18 protein-coding genes and 2 tRNA genes are annotated in these 20,487 nt (G+C 39.0%); 5 read left to right on the top strand and 15 right to left on the bottom strand.

Features of this window, described 5'->3' with window-relative positions:
* Window positions 1-181 precede the first annotated feature (181 nt).
* Window positions 182-448 carry a helix-turn-helix transcriptional regulator gene (locus F909_RS16695; protein WP_005145996.1) on the top strand — a complete coding sequence of 89 codons (267 nt, stop codon included), beginning with the start codon at window positions 182-184 and terminating at the stop codon, window positions 446-448.
* A gap of 176 nt (window positions 449-624) precedes the next feature.
* On the opposite strand, the gene F909_RS21100 is transcribed toward F909_RS16695, so the two are convergent.
* From F909_RS21100 to F909_RS16715, 5 genes are all read right to left on the bottom strand, one after another.
* The gene (locus tag F909_RS21100) at window positions 625-798 is read right to left on the bottom strand and encodes a hypothetical protein (protein WP_005145993.1); all 174 of its coding nucleotides are present in this window, start codon (window positions 796-798) and stop codon (window positions 625-627) included.
* 192 nt (window positions 799-990) lie between these two features.
* Complete coding sequence (locus F909_RS16700; protein ID WP_005145992.1) at window positions 991-2,202, bottom strand: tyrosine-type recombinase/integrase; 1,212 nt, start codon at window positions 2,200-2,202, stop codon at window positions 991-993.
* A 168-nt stretch (window positions 2,203-2,370) separates the two neighbouring features.
* A tRNA-Ser gene (locus tag F909_RS16705) sits at window positions 2,371-2,460 on the bottom strand.
* Between the two features lie 85 nt (window positions 2,461-2,545).
* Window positions 2,546-4,576 carry an NADPH-dependent 2,4-dienoyl-CoA reductase gene (locus F909_RS16710; protein WP_005145990.1) on the bottom strand — a complete coding sequence of 677 codons (2,031 nt, stop codon included), beginning with the start codon at window positions 4,574-4,576 and terminating at the stop codon, window positions 2,546-2,548.
* A 312-nt stretch (window positions 4,577-4,888) separates the two neighbouring features.
* On the bottom strand, window positions 4,889-5,806 hold the full coding sequence (locus F909_RS16715) for a DMT family transporter (RefSeq protein WP_005145989.1): 918 nt from the start codon (window positions 5,804-5,806) through the stop codon (window positions 4,889-4,891).
* Window positions 5,807-5,970: 164 nt separating this feature from the next.
* Between F909_RS16715 and F909_RS16720 the strand changes: the two genes are divergently transcribed.
* From F909_RS16720 to F909_RS16730, 3 genes are all read left to right on the top strand, one after another.
* Window positions 5,971-6,822 carry a LysR family transcriptional regulator gene (locus tag F909_RS16720; protein WP_005145986.1) on the top strand — a complete coding sequence of 284 codons (852 nt, stop codon included), beginning with the start codon at window positions 5,971-5,973 and terminating at the stop codon, window positions 6,820-6,822.
* Window positions 6,823-7,097: 275 nt separating this feature from the next.
* On the top strand, window positions 7,098-8,441 hold the full coding sequence (argG, locus tag F909_RS16725; RefSeq protein WP_005145982.1) for an argininosuccinate synthase: 1,344 nt from the start codon (window positions 7,098-7,100) through the stop codon (window positions 8,439-8,441).
* Window positions 8,442-8,634: 193 nt separating this feature from the next.
* A complete protein-coding gene (locus tag F909_RS16730; RefSeq protein ID WP_005145979.1) occupies window positions 8,635-9,318 on the top strand; it encodes a pirin family protein in 684 nt (227 codons plus the stop codon).
* A gap of 46 nt (window positions 9,319-9,364) precedes the next feature.
* Here the strand turns inward: F909_RS16730 and F909_RS16735 are convergent, their stop codons facing one another.
* The 10 genes from F909_RS16735 to efp form a co-directional block, all read right to left on the bottom strand.
* On the bottom strand, window positions 9,365-9,595 hold the full coding sequence (locus F909_RS16735; protein ID WP_005145977.1) for a hypothetical protein: 231 nt from the start codon (window positions 9,593-9,595) through the stop codon (window positions 9,365-9,367).
* A 374-nt stretch (window positions 9,596-9,969) separates the two neighbouring features.
* The gene (locus tag F909_RS16740; RefSeq protein WP_005145973.1) at window positions 9,970-10,587 is read right to left on the bottom strand and encodes a thiol:disulfide interchange protein DsbA/DsbL; all 618 of its coding nucleotides are present in this window, start codon (window positions 10,585-10,587) and stop codon (window positions 9,970-9,972) included.
* A gap of 342 nt (window positions 10,588-10,929) precedes the next feature.
* Entirely contained in the window at window positions 10,930-11,391 is a 462-nt protein-coding gene (locus F909_RS16745) for a hypothetical protein (RefSeq protein ID WP_005145970.1), read from the bottom strand.
* Window positions 11,392-11,844: 453 nt separating this feature from the next.
* Window positions 11,845-11,921 (bottom strand) — tRNA-Val (locus F909_RS16750).
* A gap of 35 nt (window positions 11,922-11,956) precedes the next feature.
* Window positions 11,957-13,942 (bottom strand): transglutaminase TgpA family protein, encoded by a 1,986-nt coding sequence (locus F909_RS16755; protein ID WP_005145967.1) that lies wholly within the window; start codon window positions 13,940-13,942, stop codon window positions 11,957-11,959.
* Window positions 13,943-13,944: 2 nt separating this feature from the next.
* Entirely contained in the window at window positions 13,945-14,862 is a 918-nt protein-coding gene (locus F909_RS16760) for a DUF58 domain-containing protein (protein WP_005145960.1), read from the bottom strand.
* 13 nt (window positions 14,863-14,875) lie between these two features.
* A complete protein-coding gene (locus F909_RS16765) occupies window positions 14,876-15,835 on the bottom strand; it encodes an AAA family ATPase (protein ID WP_005145959.1) in 960 nt (319 codons plus the stop codon).
* Between the two features lie 78 nt (window positions 15,836-15,913).
* Window positions 15,914-16,219 (bottom strand): YbdD/YjiX family protein, encoded by a 306-nt coding sequence (locus F909_RS16770; RefSeq protein WP_171067253.1) that lies wholly within the window; start codon window positions 16,217-16,219, stop codon window positions 15,914-15,916.
* Window positions 16,219-18,321 carry a carbon starvation CstA family protein gene (locus F909_RS16775; protein ID WP_005145958.1) on the bottom strand — a complete coding sequence of 701 codons (2,103 nt, stop codon included), beginning with the start codon at window positions 18,319-18,321 and terminating at the stop codon, window positions 16,219-16,221. Before F909_RS16775 ends, F909_RS16770 begins: the two co-directional genes overlap by 1 nt.
* A gap of 481 nt (window positions 18,322-18,802) precedes the next feature.
* On the bottom strand, window positions 18,803-19,372 hold the full coding sequence (gene efp, locus F909_RS16780) for an elongation factor P (protein WP_004808248.1): 570 nt from the start codon (window positions 19,370-19,372) through the stop codon (window positions 18,803-18,805).
* A gap of 89 nt (window positions 19,373-19,461) precedes the next feature.
* On the opposite strand from efp, the gene epmB reads away from it, so the two are divergent.
* Window positions 19,462-20,478, top strand: coding sequence for an EF-P beta-lysylation protein EpmB (gene epmB, locus F909_RS16785; RefSeq protein ID WP_005145955.1), 1,017 nt, complete (start codon window positions 19,462-19,464; stop codon window positions 20,476-20,478).
* The last annotated feature ends 9 nt before the right edge of the window (window positions 20,479-20,487 follow it).

Here is a 20,487-nt window from a genome sequence, read left to right as displayed (position 1 = left end):
TAATTAAAATTTTAGCACATATTCTAGTAAAGTATTTATTCACAATCCTAGTATCATAGGACTTATCTAATTAAATAATTACCATGGGACCATGAACAGTCATTGAAACGGCATCACACGAAAAGTTTGATGAAATCGGATTGATGATTGAGTAAAATTTGGCTCAATGGAAATTAGTAAAATGTTAGAGTCCCGTTATCGTGTAAAAGATTTAGTGAACTATCCTGAACGCCCAGCAAAGGACTATGTGGATCGTAGTGGCCGTAGACGCAGAGTTTCATACAAGCCTTCCAGCAAAGGCTTATTGAATATCGCAGAATCTACTTTTTGGAAGATGGTACGTCGTGGTGACTTCCCTGCACCGACCTACCTGACCGCAAGTATGCCAACATGGGCTGAAAACCAAATCAATGCTTGGCTTGAACAAAAAAATAATCAAGCAGCATAAATAAAACAGCCTGTCGATGACAGGCTGTTTTAATACGTTACTTGAGCATAAAGTATGAAATGTTAATTTTAAAAATTCTTAACTTATACTTTGAACTAATATTTATTTAATCTCCGCCTTATCTGTTTAAAATGAACGACCTAATTACTAGTAATACATGTAAGTGTAAGCAAAAATTAATTCAATCTTTTTATAGCATGCACACTAATCTGTTTATTTTGATTTCGTTCAGTAGAAAGGTAGCGAACTTTATCCATTGCCAGATTACAGGCTGTGTTTTCTGATTCAGCTTCTACTTGTACATTTCTCACACTATTTTCACATCTTACACTTACTTGCCATTTAGCCATATTTATTGCCTTATATTAATGATTTTAAAATTGAATTATTTTAAAGCCTTAAGAAGCTTCGAATTCGATCTTCCATTAAATATTCAGCAAAATCAATAAGTATTTTCCTTATTGAGAATAAAAAATACCACTTTTATTAATAATTTTAATTCCCTTAAGTCCTACTACATTTTTAAGCAAGTCGTCTATTAACTATTTCAACTCACTCAAAGATTCTAAATAATCAGCCCACTCCTGCATCATTTCCCGACGATTATTTAAAAACTTAGTTCTGTTGTAGGCTGTGCCATTGTTGTCTTTTACCTTATGGGCTAACTGATGTTCAATAAAGTCAACACGCTGCTCCAAAATCTCATCCAGCATGGTACGAGCAGTTGCCCTAAAACCATGTGCCGTCTGTTCCCCACCATAGCCCAAGCGTTTTAAAGCAGAGTTGATGGTATTGTCAGAAATAAAGGTTTTACCATCCCGACCCACAAAGATGTATTCACTGTATGGATGCAGATCAATAATTGACTCAATCAAGTCAAAGGCTTGATCTGACAATGGTACAATATGAAGTTGCTTGGTTTTACTGGCTGTAAATTTAAAGCAGCGTTCCTCACGATAGAAATATTCCTTTTTAAGCTTGCGTATCTCCCCAGGTCGCTGAAAGGTCAGTACCGAGATTTTTAACGCTACCTGTGTGGTCAGTAAACAGCGTGTATAAAGCTTAGAATAGTTCCAAATTTTATTCAGCATCGGAGCTAGGTCTTGCTCTTCTGTCACGGCTGCAAAGTTTCCGCCTTGAGGTTTTGGTAATTCTATATCTTCAATTGGATTATATTGGATCAGCTTTTTCTTACGCGCTGATTTAAAGATTTGGTTGAGGTCTGATTTAAGCCGTTTGGCAACAGACAATGCTCCACGCTCAATAATGCGCTTAAAGACCTTAATCTCAAGAATTTCTAGAGTAAGCTGAGGAAAGGTCAAATCACCAACGTAGGGATAGACATCGTGCTTTAAACGACGGATCGTCTCTTCATCTTGTTTTTGTTCCAACTCACGTTTATACAGCCATGCTTCTGCAACAATACGAAAGGTATTTTCTGCTTCTTTCTGTTTCTGGGACTTGGTTTCAATCCGCTCCATTGCTGGATCAATACCCTGCTTGATGAGTTTTTTATATTCATCACGAATAGTGCGGGCATCATCTAACGAAACTTCAGGATAAGTCCCTAAAGATAAATCATTACGTTTGGCTAAGAACGGACGTGTGTAATTGAAGATCCAGTACTTGCTACCGCTTTGGTCAATACGCAAATACAAATTTCCACCGTCTGACAGCTTATACATCTTGTCAGGATCAGGTTTGGCTTTTTTAACTTGTAAAGCACTAAGCTTATTGATTCCACGAGTTGCCATAATTCAGACATAAAAAAATGCAGTAAGAAATAATCTTACTGCATTTTTTACTACTTTATAACCACCGATTGGCGTAGTGCGTCACGGCCTGTCATATTGTTAATTTCTAACTTTAACCTTATAAATCATAAACTTATATAGTGTTAAACAGTGTCAGAAACTTGAATTTGGCGGAAGCGGTGAGATTCGAACTCACGGAGGACTCACACCCTCGTCGGTTTTCAAGACCGGTGCATTAAACCGCTCTGCCACGCTTCCATGTGCGTAAGAATACAAAGCTTGCCCTCTTTATACAAGAGAAATTTAACTGCAATGTATTCAAATGCATAATGTTTCATCAATTTTAGAGTTTAGCGGCCAATTCAGCACCATCTCGGATCGCACGTTTAGCATCAAGCTCGGCTGCCAGCTTCGCACCACCAATAATATGGTAGTTCGCAGAGGTACTTTCACCGTCTTTTGGCATTAAATCTTTAACCGATTCCTGCCCTGCACAGACCACAATCGTATCGACACGCAATAATTGATCATGACCATTATGCTCGACCCATAAACCTTCATCGGTGACTGCTTTATATTGCACACCACGAAGCATACGTACCGCATGTTTTTTCAATTGTGCTCGATGCACCCAACCAGAGGTTTTACCTAGTCCGATACCCAGCGGAGTTGTTTTACGTTGCAATAAATAAATCTGGCGAATTGGAATCTCCACCTCTGGACGTTGTGTACCACCCTCAGACATATAATTCGGATTTGGATCAACACCCCATTCACGCTGCCAGTCTGCCAAAGGTTGTGGCTGAGGTTGATGCGGTGGCTTTAATAAAAACTCTGAAACGTCAAAACCAATACCACCTGCGCCAATCACCGCAACTTTATGTCCAACTTCGGCACCACGCAATACTTCTGCATATGACAACACCTGTGGTGCTGTGCTGCCTTGAATTTTTAATGCTCGTGGTACAACACCAGTTGCCACAATAACTTCATCAAAACCTTCACGTTCTAACTGTTCACGGCTAGCACGCGTATTTAAACGTACATCAACACCGGTTTGTTTGAGTTGTACTTTAAAATAACGAATCGTTTCATGGAACTCTTCTTTACCTGGTACAACTTTGGCCAAATTAAACTGACCACCGACATCATTATTGGCTTCAAACAATGTCACCGCATGACCACGACTTGCCGCAACTGTTGCAGCTGACATCCCCGCCACACCACCACCGACAACAGCAATACGCTTTGGTTTTTTGGTTTTGATATAAACCAATTCTGTTTCATGACACGCTTGCGGATTGACTAAACAGCTGACGCGCTCATTCTTAAATGCATGATCTAAACACGCTTGGTTACATGCAATACAGGTATTAATTTCATCAACACGATTGGTCGCGGTTTTATTTACCCAGTACGCATCAGCCAAGAATGGACGCGCCATTTGCACCATATCGGCCTTGCCAGAAGCAATAATCTCTTCGGCCACATCAGGCATATTGATACGATTCGATGCAATCACAGGTACGGAAACATGTTGTTTTACCGCAGCGGTATAATCTACGAATGCAGCACGAGGAACTGAAGTCACAATAGTTGGGACACGTGCTTCATGCCAGCCAATCCCTGTATTTAACAGCGTAATTCCAGCTTTTTCCAATGCTTTGGCAACCACAATCACTTCGTGCATGGTATTGCCATCATGTACCAAATCAAGCAGAGACAAGCGGAATGCAATAATGAATTTTTCACCCACTTTAGCGCGAATCGCTTTTACAATTTCCACTGGGAAACGCATACGATTGTCGATATCACCGCCCCAACGGTCAGTACGCTTATTCACATGACTACTTAAGAACTGGTTAATTAAATAACCTTCTGAACCCATAATTTCTACGCCGTCATAACCTGCTTTTTTTGCCAAGCTGGCACAACGCGCGTAATCATCAATGGTTGCAAGAATTTGAGCATCTGACATTTGACGAGGTTTAAATGGATTAATTGGTGCTTGAATCGGAGATGATGAAACCGAAAATGGATGATAACCATAACGACCAGAATGTAAAATTTGCATCAAAATTTTTGCGCCATGCTTATGTACGGCATGTGTAACTAAACGATGATGAGGAATATCCGCCAAACTATTCATCGTTCCACCCGCAGGGAGCAACCAGCCCTGACGGTTTGGAGAAATTCCTCCAGTGATGATCAAGCCAACCCCACCCTTTGCTCGCTCACCGAAATAAGCCGCAAGTTTAGGATAATTGAAAAAACGATCTTCTAAACCTGAGTGCATTGAGCCCATTACGACACGATTTTTAATGGTAGTAAAACCCAAATGTAATGGTTTTAAGATATTTGCATAGCTAGTCATGGTATTCCTTCTATAATTTTGGCTTTGCAACTTGTTGCATAGTACTTTAATACTTTTTTATTTATTTGGGATGACTATTTATAAAATTTTCAGTGTTGAAAGAGTCAATACGACCTCTTATGTCAATCTTTATGGCCTAAATAAATCACAATGCAAATAACTCAATTGATAAACACTCCCAAAAGGTTCATCTAAAAAATAAAAAAATCAGCCATATACGACATAGCTGATTCTTTCGGATGAAATATTCAATGCTTTTGATTTATTGAAATTTATTTTCAAATCTTATAGCGAATTCTGTATATCCATCATTTAACGCTGTTGATTGCCTGAATAAGCTAAGCGATTTTTCTGTACTTTTATTTTTAAAGAACTCATCACAATTCCCAAGCAAATAAATGCTGCGCCAATTAAGATATTGAGTGTTAAGGGCTCATGCCAAACCAGATAACCAAACAATAAGCTTAAAATTGGAATACACATAATCGAAATAGATGCAATAAAGGTATCGACCTGACTTACAATCCAGTTCCAGAGTACAAATGCAAAACCAGTTCCAACCACTGCAATATAAAACAATACTGATTCATTTAAAGGATTTAACCAAACCTGAGCATCGACAGGTTCAAACAATAAGGCCATGACAAACATTAAACTTCCACCTAATAATAGCTGCCAAATGGTCAGTTTGATTTTGTCATAAGTCGCAAAATTCTTTTTGATATAGACTGTAGATAATGCCCAGAACAAGCCAGAACCAATCAATAAGACTTGTCCAAGCAGTGACATATTCATATGCACATGATGGAGTTGAGGCCATAAAATTGCGACAAGCCCTAAGGTTCCTAAAATGAGACCCAAGATTTTCTGCGTATTCAACCTTTCATTTAAGAAATAATGTGCTAACACACCAATAAAAATTGGCATGGTAAACACAAGTACCGCAGATAAGCCTGAGTCTACAAATTGCATAGCAAAAGTCTGAGTGGCGTAGAAACCAAAGCAGATCAACATACTTAGAATAATCAATGACCTCCATTCAGCGTGTTTTGGAAAAATGGATTTTTTTAGGCATCGTTGTACTACCATCAATGTCAATGCCGCTAAAATCAAACGTGTAGAGATAAAGAGGAATGGCGGAAACACTTGCAGACTATGTTTGACCAGTCCCCATAAAGATCCCCACACCAAGCATAGCAATGCGATTGCACTAACGACTCGAATATTCACGTGTTGTACTCAACCCTTAGAAAGTCACTCTAGTGTATAAAACAAATAACATCATGAATAATGCTATGTTTTAATAGATACATCATTTTTTTTGATGCCTATTTCAATCTGAATGCTGTAATGCCATTTTAAAATTGTTTAGAATGAAATATTGAGGACTTCATGTGAATATTGATATTAGCGATATCCGATCATTTGTTACTGTTGCTGAGCTTAAAAGCATTACAGCAGCGGCAAATAAGCTGAATTATTTACAGTCCAATATGACAGCGAAAATCAAAAAAATTGAAAATCACTACAAACGCCAACTGTTTATTCGTAAACCCAAAGGTGTTGAACTCACTGAATCTGGCATGAACTTATATGCCCAATACAAAAAGATGATTTTTACTTGGGAAGAAACAGAAAATAAGATCTATCAACAAGAAAGTGTCTTGCGTTTTGGAACCAATACCAGTCTAGGAGGTATGCGTTTTTATCCCTCTTTTAGCAAACTCTATGAAGCTTATCCTGACCTTTCTATCACCATAAAAACAGGTCCTACAGGCTATCTTGAAGATGAGATCTTGGCTGGAAATCTAGATATCGCCTATGCATTAGGACATCCTAAACACAAAAATCTGCAATACATTCAAAAGGCTGATGACCAATTGGTGATTATTGGTAAAAACATGATCAACCACGAGAGTCTTGAAGACTGTCTGAATCATCAAAATATCTTGCTGGCTTCTGAACAATGTTGCTATGCGACAACTTTAGACAGTATCTATACGGACTATAATCTTACAAAAGGTGAACTCACCCATATTTATGATCATGAAGCTTTAATTCACTTTACCCAGTTAGGCATGGGTATTTCGATGATTGCCAAATCATTGATCGAAAAATACAAGATCCAATATTATCGAGAAACACCTGAGCAGTATCGAGATATCGGCTTGTATCTCATTGCACGTCAGGACCATGCCTTTACACCGATTGAGAAGCAATTTATTGGCTTAAATGATGCACTTTGAAATCAATTTGAATGTTAGCGATAAGTTTTGCAGCCTTTCTCTCACCCTCACCACTTGGCTTATCAAAGCCCATAAAGACGTAATGCATTACGGTGAATACTTATCGCAAAACTTTATACTTTTCCGATGTTAATCTATTTTTTAAATGAAAAAAAAAGAATTCCTTTCCCAACACAAAAAAAATCGATTTGAAAAGTGATATAGTACTGAGCGTATAAATTCTCTTTGGTCACCGATGTATTAGGGTGCCTATTTCGAAATAGTTAGGACTAGCAATGACTGATAATGCAACGATCTTGCAGCATGTACCAGTAGGTAAAAAAGTTGGGATTGCCTTCTCTGGTGGTTTAGACACTTCAGCAGCTTTATTATGGATGAAACAGAAAGGCGCAGAGCCTTATGCATATACTGCAAATCTGGGTCAACCTGATGAAGATGACTATGATGCTATTCCAAAGAAAGCTGAACAGTACGGCGCAGTCAAAGCTCGATTAATCGATTGTCGTTTACAACTTGCACTTGAAGGTATTGCTGCAATTCAATGTGGCGCGTTCCACATCAGCACTGGCGGTGTGCCTTATTTTAATACCACACCTTTAGGTCGTGCAGTGACAGGCACAATGCTTGTTACCGCGATGAAAGAAGATGATGTAAACATCTGGGGTGATGGTTCTACTTATAAAGGCAACGATATTGAACGTTTCTATCGTTACGGTTTATTAACTAACCCTGCCCTCAAAATCTATAAGCCTTGGCTAGACCAAACCTTTATTGATGAGTTAGGCGGCCGTGCCGAAATGTCGCAATTCTTAATCGACAACGGTTTTGACTATAAAATGTCAAAAGAAAAAGCCTATTCAACTGACTCAAATATGTTGGGCGCGACGCACGAAGCCAAAGATTTAGAATACTTGAATGCTGGTATTAAAATCGTAGACCCAATCATGGGTGTTGCATTCTGGAAAGATGACGTTGACATCCAGCCAGAAGAAGTGAGCATTACTTTTGAAGAAGGTATGCCAGTTGCACTGAATGGTCAACGTATCGAAGATCCAGTTGAATTCATTTTAGAAGCAAACCGCATCGGTGGTCGTCATGGTCTAGGCATGTCTGACCAAATCGAAAACCGTATCATCGAAGCGAAATCTCGTGGTATCTATGAAGCACCGGGCATGGCTTTGTTACACATTGCTTATGAGCGCTTGGTAACAGGTATCCATAACGAAGATACAATCGAACAATACCGCATTAATGGTCTACGTTTAGGTCGTTTACTTTACCAAGGCCGTTGGTTCGATTCACAAGCATTAATGCTACGTGAAACTTCACAGCGTTGGGTTGCTAAAGCGATTACGGGTACTGTAACACTCGAATTACGTCGTGGTAATGATTACACCATCATGAACACTGAATCTCCGAACCTCACCTATGAGGCTGAGCGTTTGACGATGGAGAAAGGTGATTCGATGTTTACCCCAATGGATCGTATCGGTCAGTTGACCATGCGTAACCTCGACATTACCGATACCCGTGCAAAACTCGGTATCTATACTGAAACAGGTTTACTTGCTGTTGGCCAAGGTTCTGCAATTCCACAGCTAGAAAATAAATCAAAATAAAAGATTGGTAAATTCATTTACCAACTTGAAAAGGCTGAATATTTGATTCAGCCTTTTTTATTATTTGAAATAAAAATTTAAATATTCAATCATTTCATTTATAGAACAATATGTCGCAATAAAAGACTATTTATCACCATTATGAATCGATAATATGAACATCAAGCAAAACATAATAATTAGGAGATGAAAGATGAATGCTTATCTACATCGTAGTGAAAATCGTGGTCATGTTAAAGCAGGTTGGTTAGACACCTATCATAGCTTTTCATTTGGTAGCTGGTACAACCCTAAATATATGGGTGTCAGTGCCCTACGCGTGATTAATGATGATACGGTTGCAGCACATAATGGTTTCGGTACCCATCCTCATGACAACATGGAAATCTTAACCTGTGTACTTGATGGCACCATTTCCCACAAAGACAGTATGGGCAATGAAGGTCAAATCAATGCAGGTGAATGGCAATTGATGAGTGCCGGAACAGGGGTCACCCACAGTGAAATGAACAAGCATGATAAAGCGGTGCATCTGTTACAGATTTGGATTCAACCGAATGTGCAAGATGCTGAGCCAACCTATCAGCAAATTCAGCTTAACCCGAAAGATCATCCAAACCAATGGCACTTGATTGCTGGTGATGCATCTGCACCAATGTCCATTCGTCAAAATGCGGAAGTGAAAACTGCTGTCATTGAGAAAGATCAACATTTAGAAATTACCGCACAGAAAAAAGTGAACTATGTGCACGTGATTTCAGGCGAAGTCATGATTGCTGATCACCTTGTCAAAGCAGGTGATGCTTTACTGTTTGATGAAACAGCAACCATTACTGCATTACAAGACAGCCAGATGATTTGGTTTGACTTACCTTAAACCCAGTTTAGCTTGTACCTCTTACCCTCAAGGGGTACAAGCTTTTTTAATCATTGCTACTACTGTCACAACTGCTTGAGTCAGAATTCGAATCAGCATTTGCACGACAATCATCCATATGCGTATCGTTATTGTCCTGAAATGAATCGCAGCTCGAAATTGTTGAAGAATACGGATGACTATAATCCGTAGTATCCTGTGTAGCACCTGTTTTGTTTGCAAAAAAAAATAATAAAACTAAGCCAATCAAAATGACTAAAATAATAAACATCAGCATCACAATCCCCTATTGCTCCCCCAATCTTTATTTCACTATAGCTTAAATTTTATTCAAAAATAGTCGACATTAAAAAAGCCCGATTAACGGGCTTTTCTACAACCTTGAACATTTTTAAAAACGATCTGAATCGTTTCGTTCGTTGTTAGCTGCGTGTTCAGGTTGTCATATCTTTGTTCATTTAGGCAAGATTTCTCTTAAATCCCAAATAGTATATGACTTCCTTATTGATTAAATTAGCACCATTATTCGATTGGGTCAAGCACCCTTTTGAGTCTGAAAAAAGCGAAACAAAATAAATGATGACCCCGGTGAATAAGACATTTTTCTCCATATAGGCAAATAAAAATACAGCTATTTAGAAGACCTAAAAATTATTTCTGTTTCCGTTCTTTATCCACAAGATATTCAACCACTTGAATGACTTTTTCATCACCGCCCTGAACGATATATTTGCCATTTACAACCAAAGCAGGAACACCCGTAAGTTGATACTTCCGAGCTAATTGATTGGATTCAGCAATTTTGGCAGTGATTGCAAAAGAATCAAACATCGCATTAAATTTTTTCTCAGGTACACCATATTGAGTAAAGAATTTTGCGAAAGCATCCTTTTGTAAAATTCTTTGGTTACCTGAAAAATTGGCATGGAATAACGGTAAATGTGTCCGTTTACGCACGCCTAATGCCTCACTCACATAATATGCGCGTGCGCCTTGCTCCCACATTGGGGTCATTGCCGCTGGCGTGCGAAGAAAATAGATGTCATTTGGAATTTTCTTTAACCACGTTTGCATATGTGGTTCTAATTTAAAGCAATACGTACAACCATACCAAAAGAACTCACGCACCTCGATTTTATCGGGCATAGACGTCTTTTCTGGATTCTGTACTACCGTATAATCTTTACCTGCAACAAAGTCTAGAGCCATGGTATGTGTAGAAAATACTGCAACTATTGCAGTTACACTGGTTAAGATAAAATGTTTCATTAATTTCGCTATCCTCAAAGCCATCTTATAGCGCTTGGGCATTTATAAAAAAATCATAATTCCAATACGTTATCGTACAAATCTGTTGATATCCTTATAACAGGAGAGTTAAGCGACGATGTGAATATTCTACAAGGGAAATACACTACACATTCCTAATTTGTAAATTTTTGATTAAAATCAACAATTAAGAAACATAAAAACAACAGCATAGCAAATCGTTTGTTTATGCTCTCATGAGCGGTCATCTTTTTCTTATGACATAAAAATCCCCAATCAAAAATTGGGGATTTTAAATTTTTAAATATAAGATATTGATTTAAATCAATTTTATAAAATAATCTACCTACACGTTTGATTATTCAAAACAACATTACCTAATGTGGCTCCAACTTTATTTTTATATAACACTTCAACCTTATGATCATTTACACCCATATATTTAGAATTGAAAAGCTCTTTACACCATACCTGAACAGCTTCCCGCGTATTCATAAAATCAACTAAATCTTTTTCTTCGGCTTCAGATACATCTACAGTAGGGCTAAACGTTACCGCAGAATAGTGTGGTGTCGTCGAAGCTGATGTTATTTTTACTAATTCATTTGATTTATAATTCAGTGAACTTGATAGCTTCTCTGTCGTTTTTTTAAAAAAATCCGTAGCTCGTTCAAGATCTATAAATTTAAAATCTGGCCCAACAATCCCTAATTTTGTTAACTCTTCATCAGCATTAAAATCTGAATTAGCGGTTACATTTAAACTCAAGGCCAATAGGATTGAAGCAATTAAAATTCTTGTCATAAAAACACCCCTATATACTAGAGATAATCTATCAAAAGGCTAAATTTAAGTCATTAAAAAAATCATATTAAGTGAGTTTTATTTATATTAAATCATCTATGTAATCCCTGCCCTCTGTCATTAAAAAATAGCTATGTTGCCCTGTGCCTCTAATTTTTTATAAGTCTATAAATTAAGTTATTAAAAATAATAGAAAAAATACGATATTAATTTCTAGTATTTATTTGCAACACTTTAGATTTTCTATTAAGGTAATTTATCATCTTGAAATAATATCTATAAATAAATTCTAAGTAATTCAACATGTAGGTATGTCTAATTTCTCTTTACCATCAAACTTTTCAATTTTTAGTTTTAATAAACCGTATAAGAATTAAAAAAGCCCTAAATCGTTATGATTCAGGGCTTTGGAGTTCATGTAACTTCATAAAAAGCTATATGACTTTAATATCTTGGTAGGTATATCCAGACTCGAACTGGAGACCTCTACGATGTCAACGTAGCGCTCTAACCAACTGAGCTATACACCTAGAATGAGAAGCATCATATTCATTTTTTATCAGCTTCACAAGTTTTTTTGAGATTGTTTCAGTGCAATTGCGCAGTCTTTAAGCAAGTGCTTAAACTCTTGAGTATTTGCGCTATCCTTTTGCTCTAAAAAAACAATTTTTTGATATAACACAATCGTTTGTTCAAATATATGAGCATTCTCAACCTGACTGGCTAAACGCTGCATCCACACTTGAAACGTTTCAGCTGGTTGCTTATGCAAATTTTTAGGCAACTTCTTTTGAAACTTAAGAACAGCTTTTTGATAGCCCGCTTGCTGCCTTGTTTGTCGCCACCAATAAATAGCGACATAGATCACTAGAATCGTTCCGATAGCAACAATCAAAACCAGCGCGTAAGCATAACTTGAATCTAGACCTAATTTAGATAACCAGTTTTTCTGTTTTTCTGCATCATAGCCCACTACTTTGCTTTGCCATTGATAACTTAAATAATCACTCCAAATCCGCATATTTTTTAGAAATTTGAACTGTTGTAAACGCCAAGTCTTACTCTCATCTCCCCAGACAGTTTGATCTTGTGTCAGATAATCCTGCATGCCTGTGTCAATTCGTTGCGGTGCAATCATCGCAGTTGGATCAATTCGTTTCCATTTTCCATCAAGATAAACCTCACTCCACGCATGCGCATCAAGCTGTCGAACCTCCCAACTTTGTCCATCTGGAGCCAACTGTCCACCTTGATAGCCTGTCACTACGCGTGCAGGAATCCCTGCATAACGCATTAACATGACAAAACTTGAAGCATAATGTTCACAAAAACCTTTCCGACTAGAAAACAGGAATTGATCGATACGATCCCCCCCTAAAGTCCCTGGCGTCAACGTGTATACAAAACCATTTTTTCGATACCATGACAGCACAGATTGTAGATATTGTTCAGGTTGCTTGTGACTTTTTTCAAAAAGTGTATGTGCCAGTTGCTGTGCTTTAATATCCCGACCTTCATCAAACTTAAGATTTAAATCTAGTTGCCGCGGTGATAAAGACACTGTTTCTGCTGGCCTTCTTCCTAGCCAAAGCATTTGTATCGGTACATTACGTTTGATGAGCTTTGATGGACGAATACTATGATCTTGATAAAGCTGCAAATAGCGCTCCTGTGGAATCGAATATTCCAATCCCATGATCCAATTCGCTTGTTCATCTGCTGCTAAATACTGATAAGGTACGCTACGAGGAGTAGACTGTATTGTTCTGATTTGCTGATTAAAAAAACTGCTGTTCCATGTGGTTCCATCATATTCATCTAAAACTAAAGCTCTCCAATACAGTTCTGGTCTGCCTGGAAATTGCGACATATCTGCCACCACCCTAAAAGCCAATGCCGAAGATTGCGATAATTGCGCAATATCTCCAGGTGACATCCGATCACTGATGCCTGTTGTCGCTTGATCCTTTTGAATTGGAACTGCCCAAAGTGGTGGTAATCTAGGGAAGAAAATGAATAAAATCAAAAAGAAAGGAATTGCAATACCTACAAATTTAAAAATTTGCTTCACATCTTGTTTGAGCTGATTTGATGACAACTTCTTTTGATTAAACAATCCTGTCTGTATCCGATACAAACCAAGTAAACACATCACAAAGGCTGTAAATACAATCAATGCCATCCAGAAAGCTTGGCTATGTAACAATAAGCTTGCACTGACAAATAGAGCAAAATTAAAGACAATCAACAAATCACGAATATTTTTAGCTTCTAAACATTTGGCAAATAAACAGGTACTTAAAAAGGCAACGCCCGCCTCGACCCCCAACAAAGTCTGATAATTGAGATAAACCAATCCTAATGACAATAAAATAAAGACCAGCAAAAACCATTTAGGAAAGGCTACCCAGCTCTGTTTGCTGTATCGACGCACTAACAGCAACCACACCACACCCCATAAACCAGTCAAAGTAACAGGTATAAACGCAACTTGCCCGATTAAAACCAAAGCCAATGTAGCCAAGACACAGAAATAGATTTGCTTAGTCATGATTATGCCTGCGCCAATAAAAGTTTGGCCTGAATTAACTGAGATTGTCCTTTCCCACTTTCTAAGCGTGCATGCGGCAAAATAAGTGCATAATCATCACCTAACTGTTCACATTGCTCAACCCAACCCATCATAAAGCTTAATTTATCTTCATGGCTTTGAGCTGGAATCTGCTGATAATCAATTTCTAAATGTTGATGATTGGCTTGAGCTTCAAACATTTTGATTAGGAACCCCTGCCCGCGTGCAACCTGTTTCCATGCCACATTCTGATAAGAATCACCTTGTTGAAAACCTCGAAGCTCTTTAAATTCATCTAGGCTATCTTGAGCTGAAGTCGGTTTATTTTTATGTTCTTTCTGCCAATCATAGGCCTTCGGTGCAACCCAGACTTTATGTTTTGGATATAAATAAGTCCATGCACGTACTAATCCCAATGGATAAGTAGAATAAATTTTAACAGCACCAAACTCATATAAACCTCGTTTTTCTCCTACAAAAGGCAATTCAAAGCGATGTTGAGTCTGATCTAGATAAACAAGTTGCTCTTGATTTTGCCATTGGATTCTTAGGTAACGTGCAGCACTAATAGGCTGTTTAAATAGCAGCTTTAAAATAAGTGCCTGATCGACTTGCCCAACCTCTGGCATCACAACATCAATTTGTAAACCATGTAATTGCTTAAAGGTCAGATAAAAACTAATACAAAGAATGGCACTGATTAAAAAGCAAAATCCTAAAATCAGGTTATTTGCATAGTTAATTCCCGCAATAAAGGTGATCAGTATCAGGACAAGATATAAAAAACCTTGTTTATAGATAAAAACCAAAACGTCCTTCTGTCGCAGTATTTTACTGTGATCCATCTGGAAACGTTTCGCGATCCATTGACTAAGCTGTTGTTTAAGTCCAGTTTGCATAGCCTGTACTCACTTACAATACATCAACTGACTGCAACAGCTGTTTAACCTCCATATCACCTAAACTCAGGCGATGTGCCACCACAGCCACAAATACGTTTTGTACATCATCCGTCGTCACAAAACTGCGTCTCTCAACCAAAGCATAGGCTTGTGCCGCAGCCTTCAGAGCCAACACTCCACGAGTTGAGAGGCCGTGGCGTTGCTTACGCGTTTCAGCAGCCAAATCTAAAATATAGTTGAGCACGGCATCGCTGAGAAAAACCTGTTTTGCCAATTCACGTAAATGCAAAATATCAGCTTGATTAAATACGGCCTCTAACTGATGAATCAGCACTTGCCGTGAACTTTGCTGTAACAGGAGTTTTTCTGCCTGACGCGATGGATAACCCAAGGATAATCGCATCAAGAAACGGTCGAGCTGAGACTCTGGTAATGCATAAGTGCCACTTTGAAAGAGTGGGTTTTGTGTTGCCAATACCCAGAATGGTTGTGGCAATTCATAATGCACACCATCTACAGTCACGGCACCTTCTTCCATCGCTTCAAGTAAGGCACTTTGGGTTTTAGGACTACAACGGTTAATTTCATCTGCCAGCAAAATCTGGGTAAAAATCGGCCCTTGCTTAAACTCAAATAGATGTTCTTTCTGATTAAAAATATTGATGCCAATCACATCACTGGCCAACATATCATTGGTAAATTGAATCCGCTGAAAATGGAGTCCTGCCAAACGAGCCAGAGCACTGGCTAAGGTCGTTTTACCTAATCCGGGTAAATCTTCAAACAACACATGACCACCTGCCAGCAAACAGGTCAGCGCTAGTTTAGTTTGTTGAGGCTTATCTAAAATGAGCTGATTGACTTCAATTAAAAATTGCTCAATCTTTTGACCAAAGCTTTTAATATCTTGTTCTAATGCTTGGTTTTGTCGTTTTTTGTCTTGAACTGAAGCCTGATCCGTGCCCCACATAATTTTATCCCCAAAATAAAACAGTGTATGTTTCAACATACACTGTTTTGGTTTTTTTTCAATGAAATCAATTGATTTCTAGCAAGGACATTTTTTCATATTACCACCAGCAGAAGGATAGCGTGCATCGATACAATGACGATAAAAAGTCTTTGCATCCATTGGCGTTAAGTCAGGATGATGCGCTTTCATATGCTGCACATAAGTTTCATAATCGGGCACACCAACCATCAACCTAAAACTCTGCTGCAAACGCTGCCATAAAACAGCGATACGCGACCAATTCTTGGGTGATAAAAGTAAATGTTTTTGCGACATGATGGTGAATTTAATAATCTTCACAATCACCGCACTGCCTTGTCGAGCAATTTTAAAATCCATCACTACTCTCCTTTGATGCTATTGGCAGTCATCGGGGTTTCTGAATAAACTGCGGGCGCTTCATTCACTGTTGGTGTTGGACTCGCCAATGCTCTACGTACAATACCAATCGAAGCAATGATCATCACAATGGCAACAATCATAAAGAAGCCACACAGTGCCGCATTGATCTGGTTCGACATGACAATGGTCTGCATTTCAGCAACTGTTTTGGCTGGTGCAAGGATTTCACCACGTGCAATTGCATCAGAGAAACGATTCGCTTGTGCCAAGAAACCAATTTTCGGATTTTCGTGGAAAATCTTTTGCCAACCCGCAGTCATCGAGGTAATGAATAAGAAAATCGTCGGGACAATGGTGACCCAAACATACTTCTCTTTTTTCATCTTGAATAGAATGACTGTGCCTAAGATCAAGGCCATCGATGCCAAGATTTGGTTACCAATACCAAATAACGGCCATAAGGAGTTAATCCCACCTAATGGATCAACCACACCTTGATAAACGAAGAAACCCCAACCTGCGACTGCAACAAAGGTCCCGACCAAATTACCAAAGAATGAACTTGATTGTTTAATCGCTGGAACCACGATGCCGACCGTATCCTGCACCATGAAACGACATGCACGTGTTCCCGCATCTACCGCAGTTAAAATGAATAATGCTTCAAACAAAATGGCAAAGTGATACCAGAACGCCATCATTGAGCGGTTATTGAAAATCTCTGAAATGATATGTGCCATACCAATTGCAAATGTCGGTGCACCACCTGTACGAGACAAGATTGAACTCTCACCCACTTCCTGAGCCAACAAGGTCAACATTTCTGGGCTAACCACGAAGCCAAGATTACGCACTGCTTCAGCAGCGGTCTCTACCGAGGTGCCTAAAACTGCTGCTGGCGCATTGATCGCAAAATAAATCCCTGGATCTAGTACCGTCGCGCAGATCATTGCCATGATGCCGACGAAGGATTCCATCAACATACCGCCATAGCCGATCATACGAATATTGACTTCGTTATCGACCAGTTTAGGAGTCGTGCCTGATGCAACCAAGGCATGGAAACCTGAAATCGCACCACAAGCAATGGTAATAAAGAGGAAAGGAAATAAACTACCTGCAAACACAGGACCTGTACCATCAACAAAATGCGTCACTGCTGGCATTTTCAAATCAGGCATCGCAAAGATAATCCCAATTGCCAAGCCTGCGATTACACCAATTTTAAGGAAGGTTGATAAGTAATCACGCGGTGCTAACAACAACCAAACAGGTAAAACTGAAGCGATAAAACCATAAATGATCAAGGCCCATGTCAATTGAGTACCACTGAGGGTAAATAACTGACCCCAATATGGATCTTTGGCAACATCACCACCATATACAATTGCTGCCATCATCAACACAAAACCAATGATAGAAACTTCTGCAATTTTCCCTGGGCGCAGATAACGCATATACACGCCCATAAATAATGCGATTGGAATGGTAGCAGCAATACTAAACACACCCCACGGACTATGTGCCAAGGCTTTAACGACGACCAATGCAAGTACCGCAAGGATAATGATCATCACCCCCAGTGTACCGAGCATGACAATGACACCAGCGAAAGTACCGAGTTCTTGTTTTGCCATCTCACCCAAAGAACGACCATCTCGTCGTGTGGAGATAAATAAAACCAGAAAATCTTGGACTGCACCCGCAATCACCACACCGACTAAAAGCCAGATGGTTCCAGGCAAGTAACCCATTTGCGCTGCAAGGATTGGCCCCACTAAAGGCCCTGCTCCAGCAATCGCTGCAAAGTGATGACCGAATAAAACAAACTTATTGGTAGGAACATAATCCAGACCATCGGCAAGACGATGAGCTGGGGTTAACCGTTTAGGATTTAATTCAAAAACTTTGTTTGCAATAAATAAACTATAGAATCGATACGCAATGCTATATACACAGACCGCGGCAAGAACTAACCAGACCGCATTAACATGCTCACCACGACTAACCGCCAATATCCCAAATGAAATTGCCCCAACGATGGCAACCAAACTCCATAGGAGTTTTGAGGGAAGTGTTGACTTTGCTTGTGTTGTCTCCATTCAAAACCTCTCAAATACATAATGCGTGGTTAGGGTTGGGTTGGTTGACGTTTCACTTTACGAGCTATAGCTCTCATTGCGACAGAGGACATTTTATAGGTGGCACAAGGCATGTTTTATGCAATTTAGCTATTCTAAATAAATAAAATATAACGTAGTGGCAGCAAAAAATGTCCCTGTCCCGTAGGGTTATGGCTAAAACTTCCCTAAACTGCGTTATGAAACTTGACAAGGGGGTCGCCATTGCCTGCGTTTCATGCCTTGTTTATATCGTTTTAGCCGATAACGCAATGCATGGCTGAAATGTCAGCAAACCCTTATTAGATTTCCCTTTCTATATTTTCTGTAGAAGAAATATCTTTGTAAGTTTACCTTCTAGCTTCAATTATTTATCTAATACTTTGGCATAAAAAAAGGGATGATTGTTTAATCATCCCTTCGATAATTGTATATCTTGAGTAGCGTGGCTACTCATTCACAATTACGCACGTTCTAAGTAGTCACCAGTACGCGTGTCTACACGAACACTTTCTTCTTGCTGTACGAATAATGGAACACGTACTACCGCACCTGTTTCAAGCTTCGCTGGTTTACCGCCACCGCCAGAAGTATCACCACGTACACCTGGATCAGTTTCAATAATTTTCAACACAACAAAGTTTGGTGGATTTACGTTCAAAGGTACACCATTGAATAACATGATCGTACATTTTTCATTTGAATCATCTTTTAACCATTTCGCAGCATCGCCCATTGCTGTTTTATCAGCAGCGATTTGCTCGAAAGATACAGGATCCATGAAGTTCCACATTTCGCCATCGTTGTAGAGGTAATCCATTTCAACTTCTACAATATCAGCTGCTTCTAAAGAATCACCTGATTTAAATGTTTTTTCTAATACTTTACCAGAGCGAAGGTTACGTAATTTCACACGGTTAAACGCTTGACCTTTACCTGGTTTTACATATTCATTTTCCATGATTGAACATGGGTTGCCATCAAGCATAACCTTAAGGCCTGCTTTAAAATCATTTGTAGAATAATAGGCCATGAAAGGCGCACTCCAAACTTAAAACTCAAATCTATTAATGTTAGACTACACGCACAGGTGTGACACTAACACTATTTTTAACGTATGGCATGATAAACTATTTACATCAAGAGCAAAACTGGCAATCACAACTCAGTGACCTAATTACTGATCCCTTAGAGCTGTTAAATCTGCTTGAGTTATCTACCGATCAGCTATTATCAGGGGCAATCCTTGCCTCTGAACAGTTTAAATTGCGCGTTCCACGTGCATTCGTCGGAAAAATGACCATAGGTGATCCACTTGATCCGCTATTGTTACAGGTCTTACCCCATCACCTAGAACTGGAAGAGCATCCTGAATTTGTGACGGATCCTTTAGGTGAAGAAGCCGCAAATCAAATGGCCGGGGTTTTACACAAATATCAATCACGTTTTTTGCTAACCTTAACTGGCGCATGTGCGATTCACTGTCGTTATTGTTTTCGCCGTCATTTTCCATATCAGGAGAATCTTCCTAAAAATGACGATTGGCTCAACATTAAACAGTATATTGAGCAAAATCCACAAATCAATGAAGTGATTTTAAGTGGTGGTGACCCGCTCACTTTAAACAATCGAAAAATTTCTTTGTGGCTAGAACGAGTCGCATCTCTCCCTCAGATTAAGATATTGAGAATTCATTCACGGGTTCCCATTGTGATCCCGAATCGTATTGATGAAGAGCTGATTTCTATATTAAAAAACAGTAGGCTACGTATTGTAGTAGTGGTACACTCAAACCACGCAGCTGAACTCGATGATTTCACTTGCTCGAAGTTGCTACAGTTATCATTCCAGCATATAACCGTCCTTAATCAGGCAGTTTTGCTCAAAGGTGTGAATGATTCTGCAGAAACTTTAAATGCATTGAGTAGCCGTTTATTTGAAGCACGAGTAATGCCCTATTACCTTCATGTTTTGGATAAAGTTAAAGGAGCTCAGCATTTTGATTTAAGATCTTCAGAGATAGATCAGATATACAGTGATGTATTAGCGAGTTTACCAGGATATCTCGTCCCGAAACTCGTCAGGGAAATTGCGGGCGAAAAAAATAAAACACCGCTTTTTGGGGTTCAAACATTCTGAGATTGATAA

Origin of the sequence: Acinetobacter sp. ANC 3929 (assembly GCF_000369405.1) — a bacterium.
GTDB lineage: Bacteria > Pseudomonadota > Gammaproteobacteria > Pseudomonadales > Moraxellaceae > Acinetobacter.
The sequence above is the reverse complement of the archived record's forward strand: the minus strand, read 5'-3'. Positions and strand labels throughout refer to the sequence as shown.

What these genes read in the sequence shown, in the direction of transcription:
- F909_RS16735 (WP_005145977.1), bottom strand. Translation starts at nt 9,595, where the DNA reads ATGCTGATGTTTATTATTTTAGTCATTTTGATTGGCTTAGTTTTATTA.
- F909_RS21100 (WP_005145993.1), bottom strand. Translation starts at nt 798, where the DNA reads ATGGCTAAATGGCAAGTAAGTGTAAGATGTGAAAATAGTGTGAGAAAT.
- F909_RS16775 (WP_005145958.1), bottom strand. Translation starts at nt 18,321, where the DNA reads ATGGAGACAACACAAGCAAAGTCAACACTTCCCTCAAAACTCCTATGG.
- F909_RS16760 (WP_005145960.1), bottom strand. Translation starts at nt 14,862, where the DNA reads ATGCAAACTGGACTTAAACAACAGCTTAGTCAATGGATCGCGAAACGT.
- F909_RS16755 (WP_005145967.1), bottom strand. Translation starts at nt 13,942, where the DNA reads ATGACTAAGCAAATCTATTTCTGTGTCTTGGCTACATTGGCTTTGGTT.
- F909_RS16730 (WP_005145979.1), top strand. Translation starts at nt 8,635, where the DNA reads ATGAATGCTTATCTACATCGTAGTGAAAATCGTGGTCATGTTAAAGCA.
- argG (WP_005145982.1), top strand. Translation starts at nt 7,098, where the DNA reads ATGACTGATAATGCAACGATCTTGCAGCATGTACCAGTAGGTAAAAAA.
- F909_RS16695 (WP_005145996.1), top strand. Translation starts at nt 182, where the DNA reads ATGTTAGAGTCCCGTTATCGTGTAAAAGATTTAGTGAACTATCCTGAA.
- F909_RS16740 (WP_005145973.1), bottom strand. Translation starts at nt 10,587, where the DNA reads ATGAAACATTTTATCTTAACCAGTGTAACTGCAATAGTTGCAGTATTT.
- F909_RS16700 (WP_005145992.1), bottom strand. Translation starts at nt 2,202, where the DNA reads ATGGCAACTCGTGGAATCAATAAGCTTAGTGCTTTACAAGTTAAAAAA.
- F909_RS16765 (WP_005145959.1), bottom strand. Translation starts at nt 15,835, where the DNA reads ATGTGGGGCACGGATCAGGCTTCAGTTCAAGACAAAAAACGACAAAAC.
- F909_RS16745 (WP_005145970.1), bottom strand. Translation starts at nt 11,391, where the DNA reads ATGACAAGAATTTTAATTGCTTCAATCCTATTGGCCTTGAGTTTAAAT.
- F909_RS16710 (WP_005145990.1), bottom strand. Translation starts at nt 4,576, where the DNA reads ATGACTAGCTATGCAAATATCTTAAAACCATTACATTTGGGTTTTACT.
- epmB (WP_005145955.1), top strand. Translation starts at nt 19,462, where the DNA reads ATGATAAACTATTTACATCAAGAGCAAAACTGGCAATCACAACTCAGT.
- efp (WP_004808248.1), bottom strand. Translation starts at nt 19,372, where the DNA reads ATGGCCTATTATTCTACAAATGATTTTAAAGCAGGCCTTAAGGTTATG.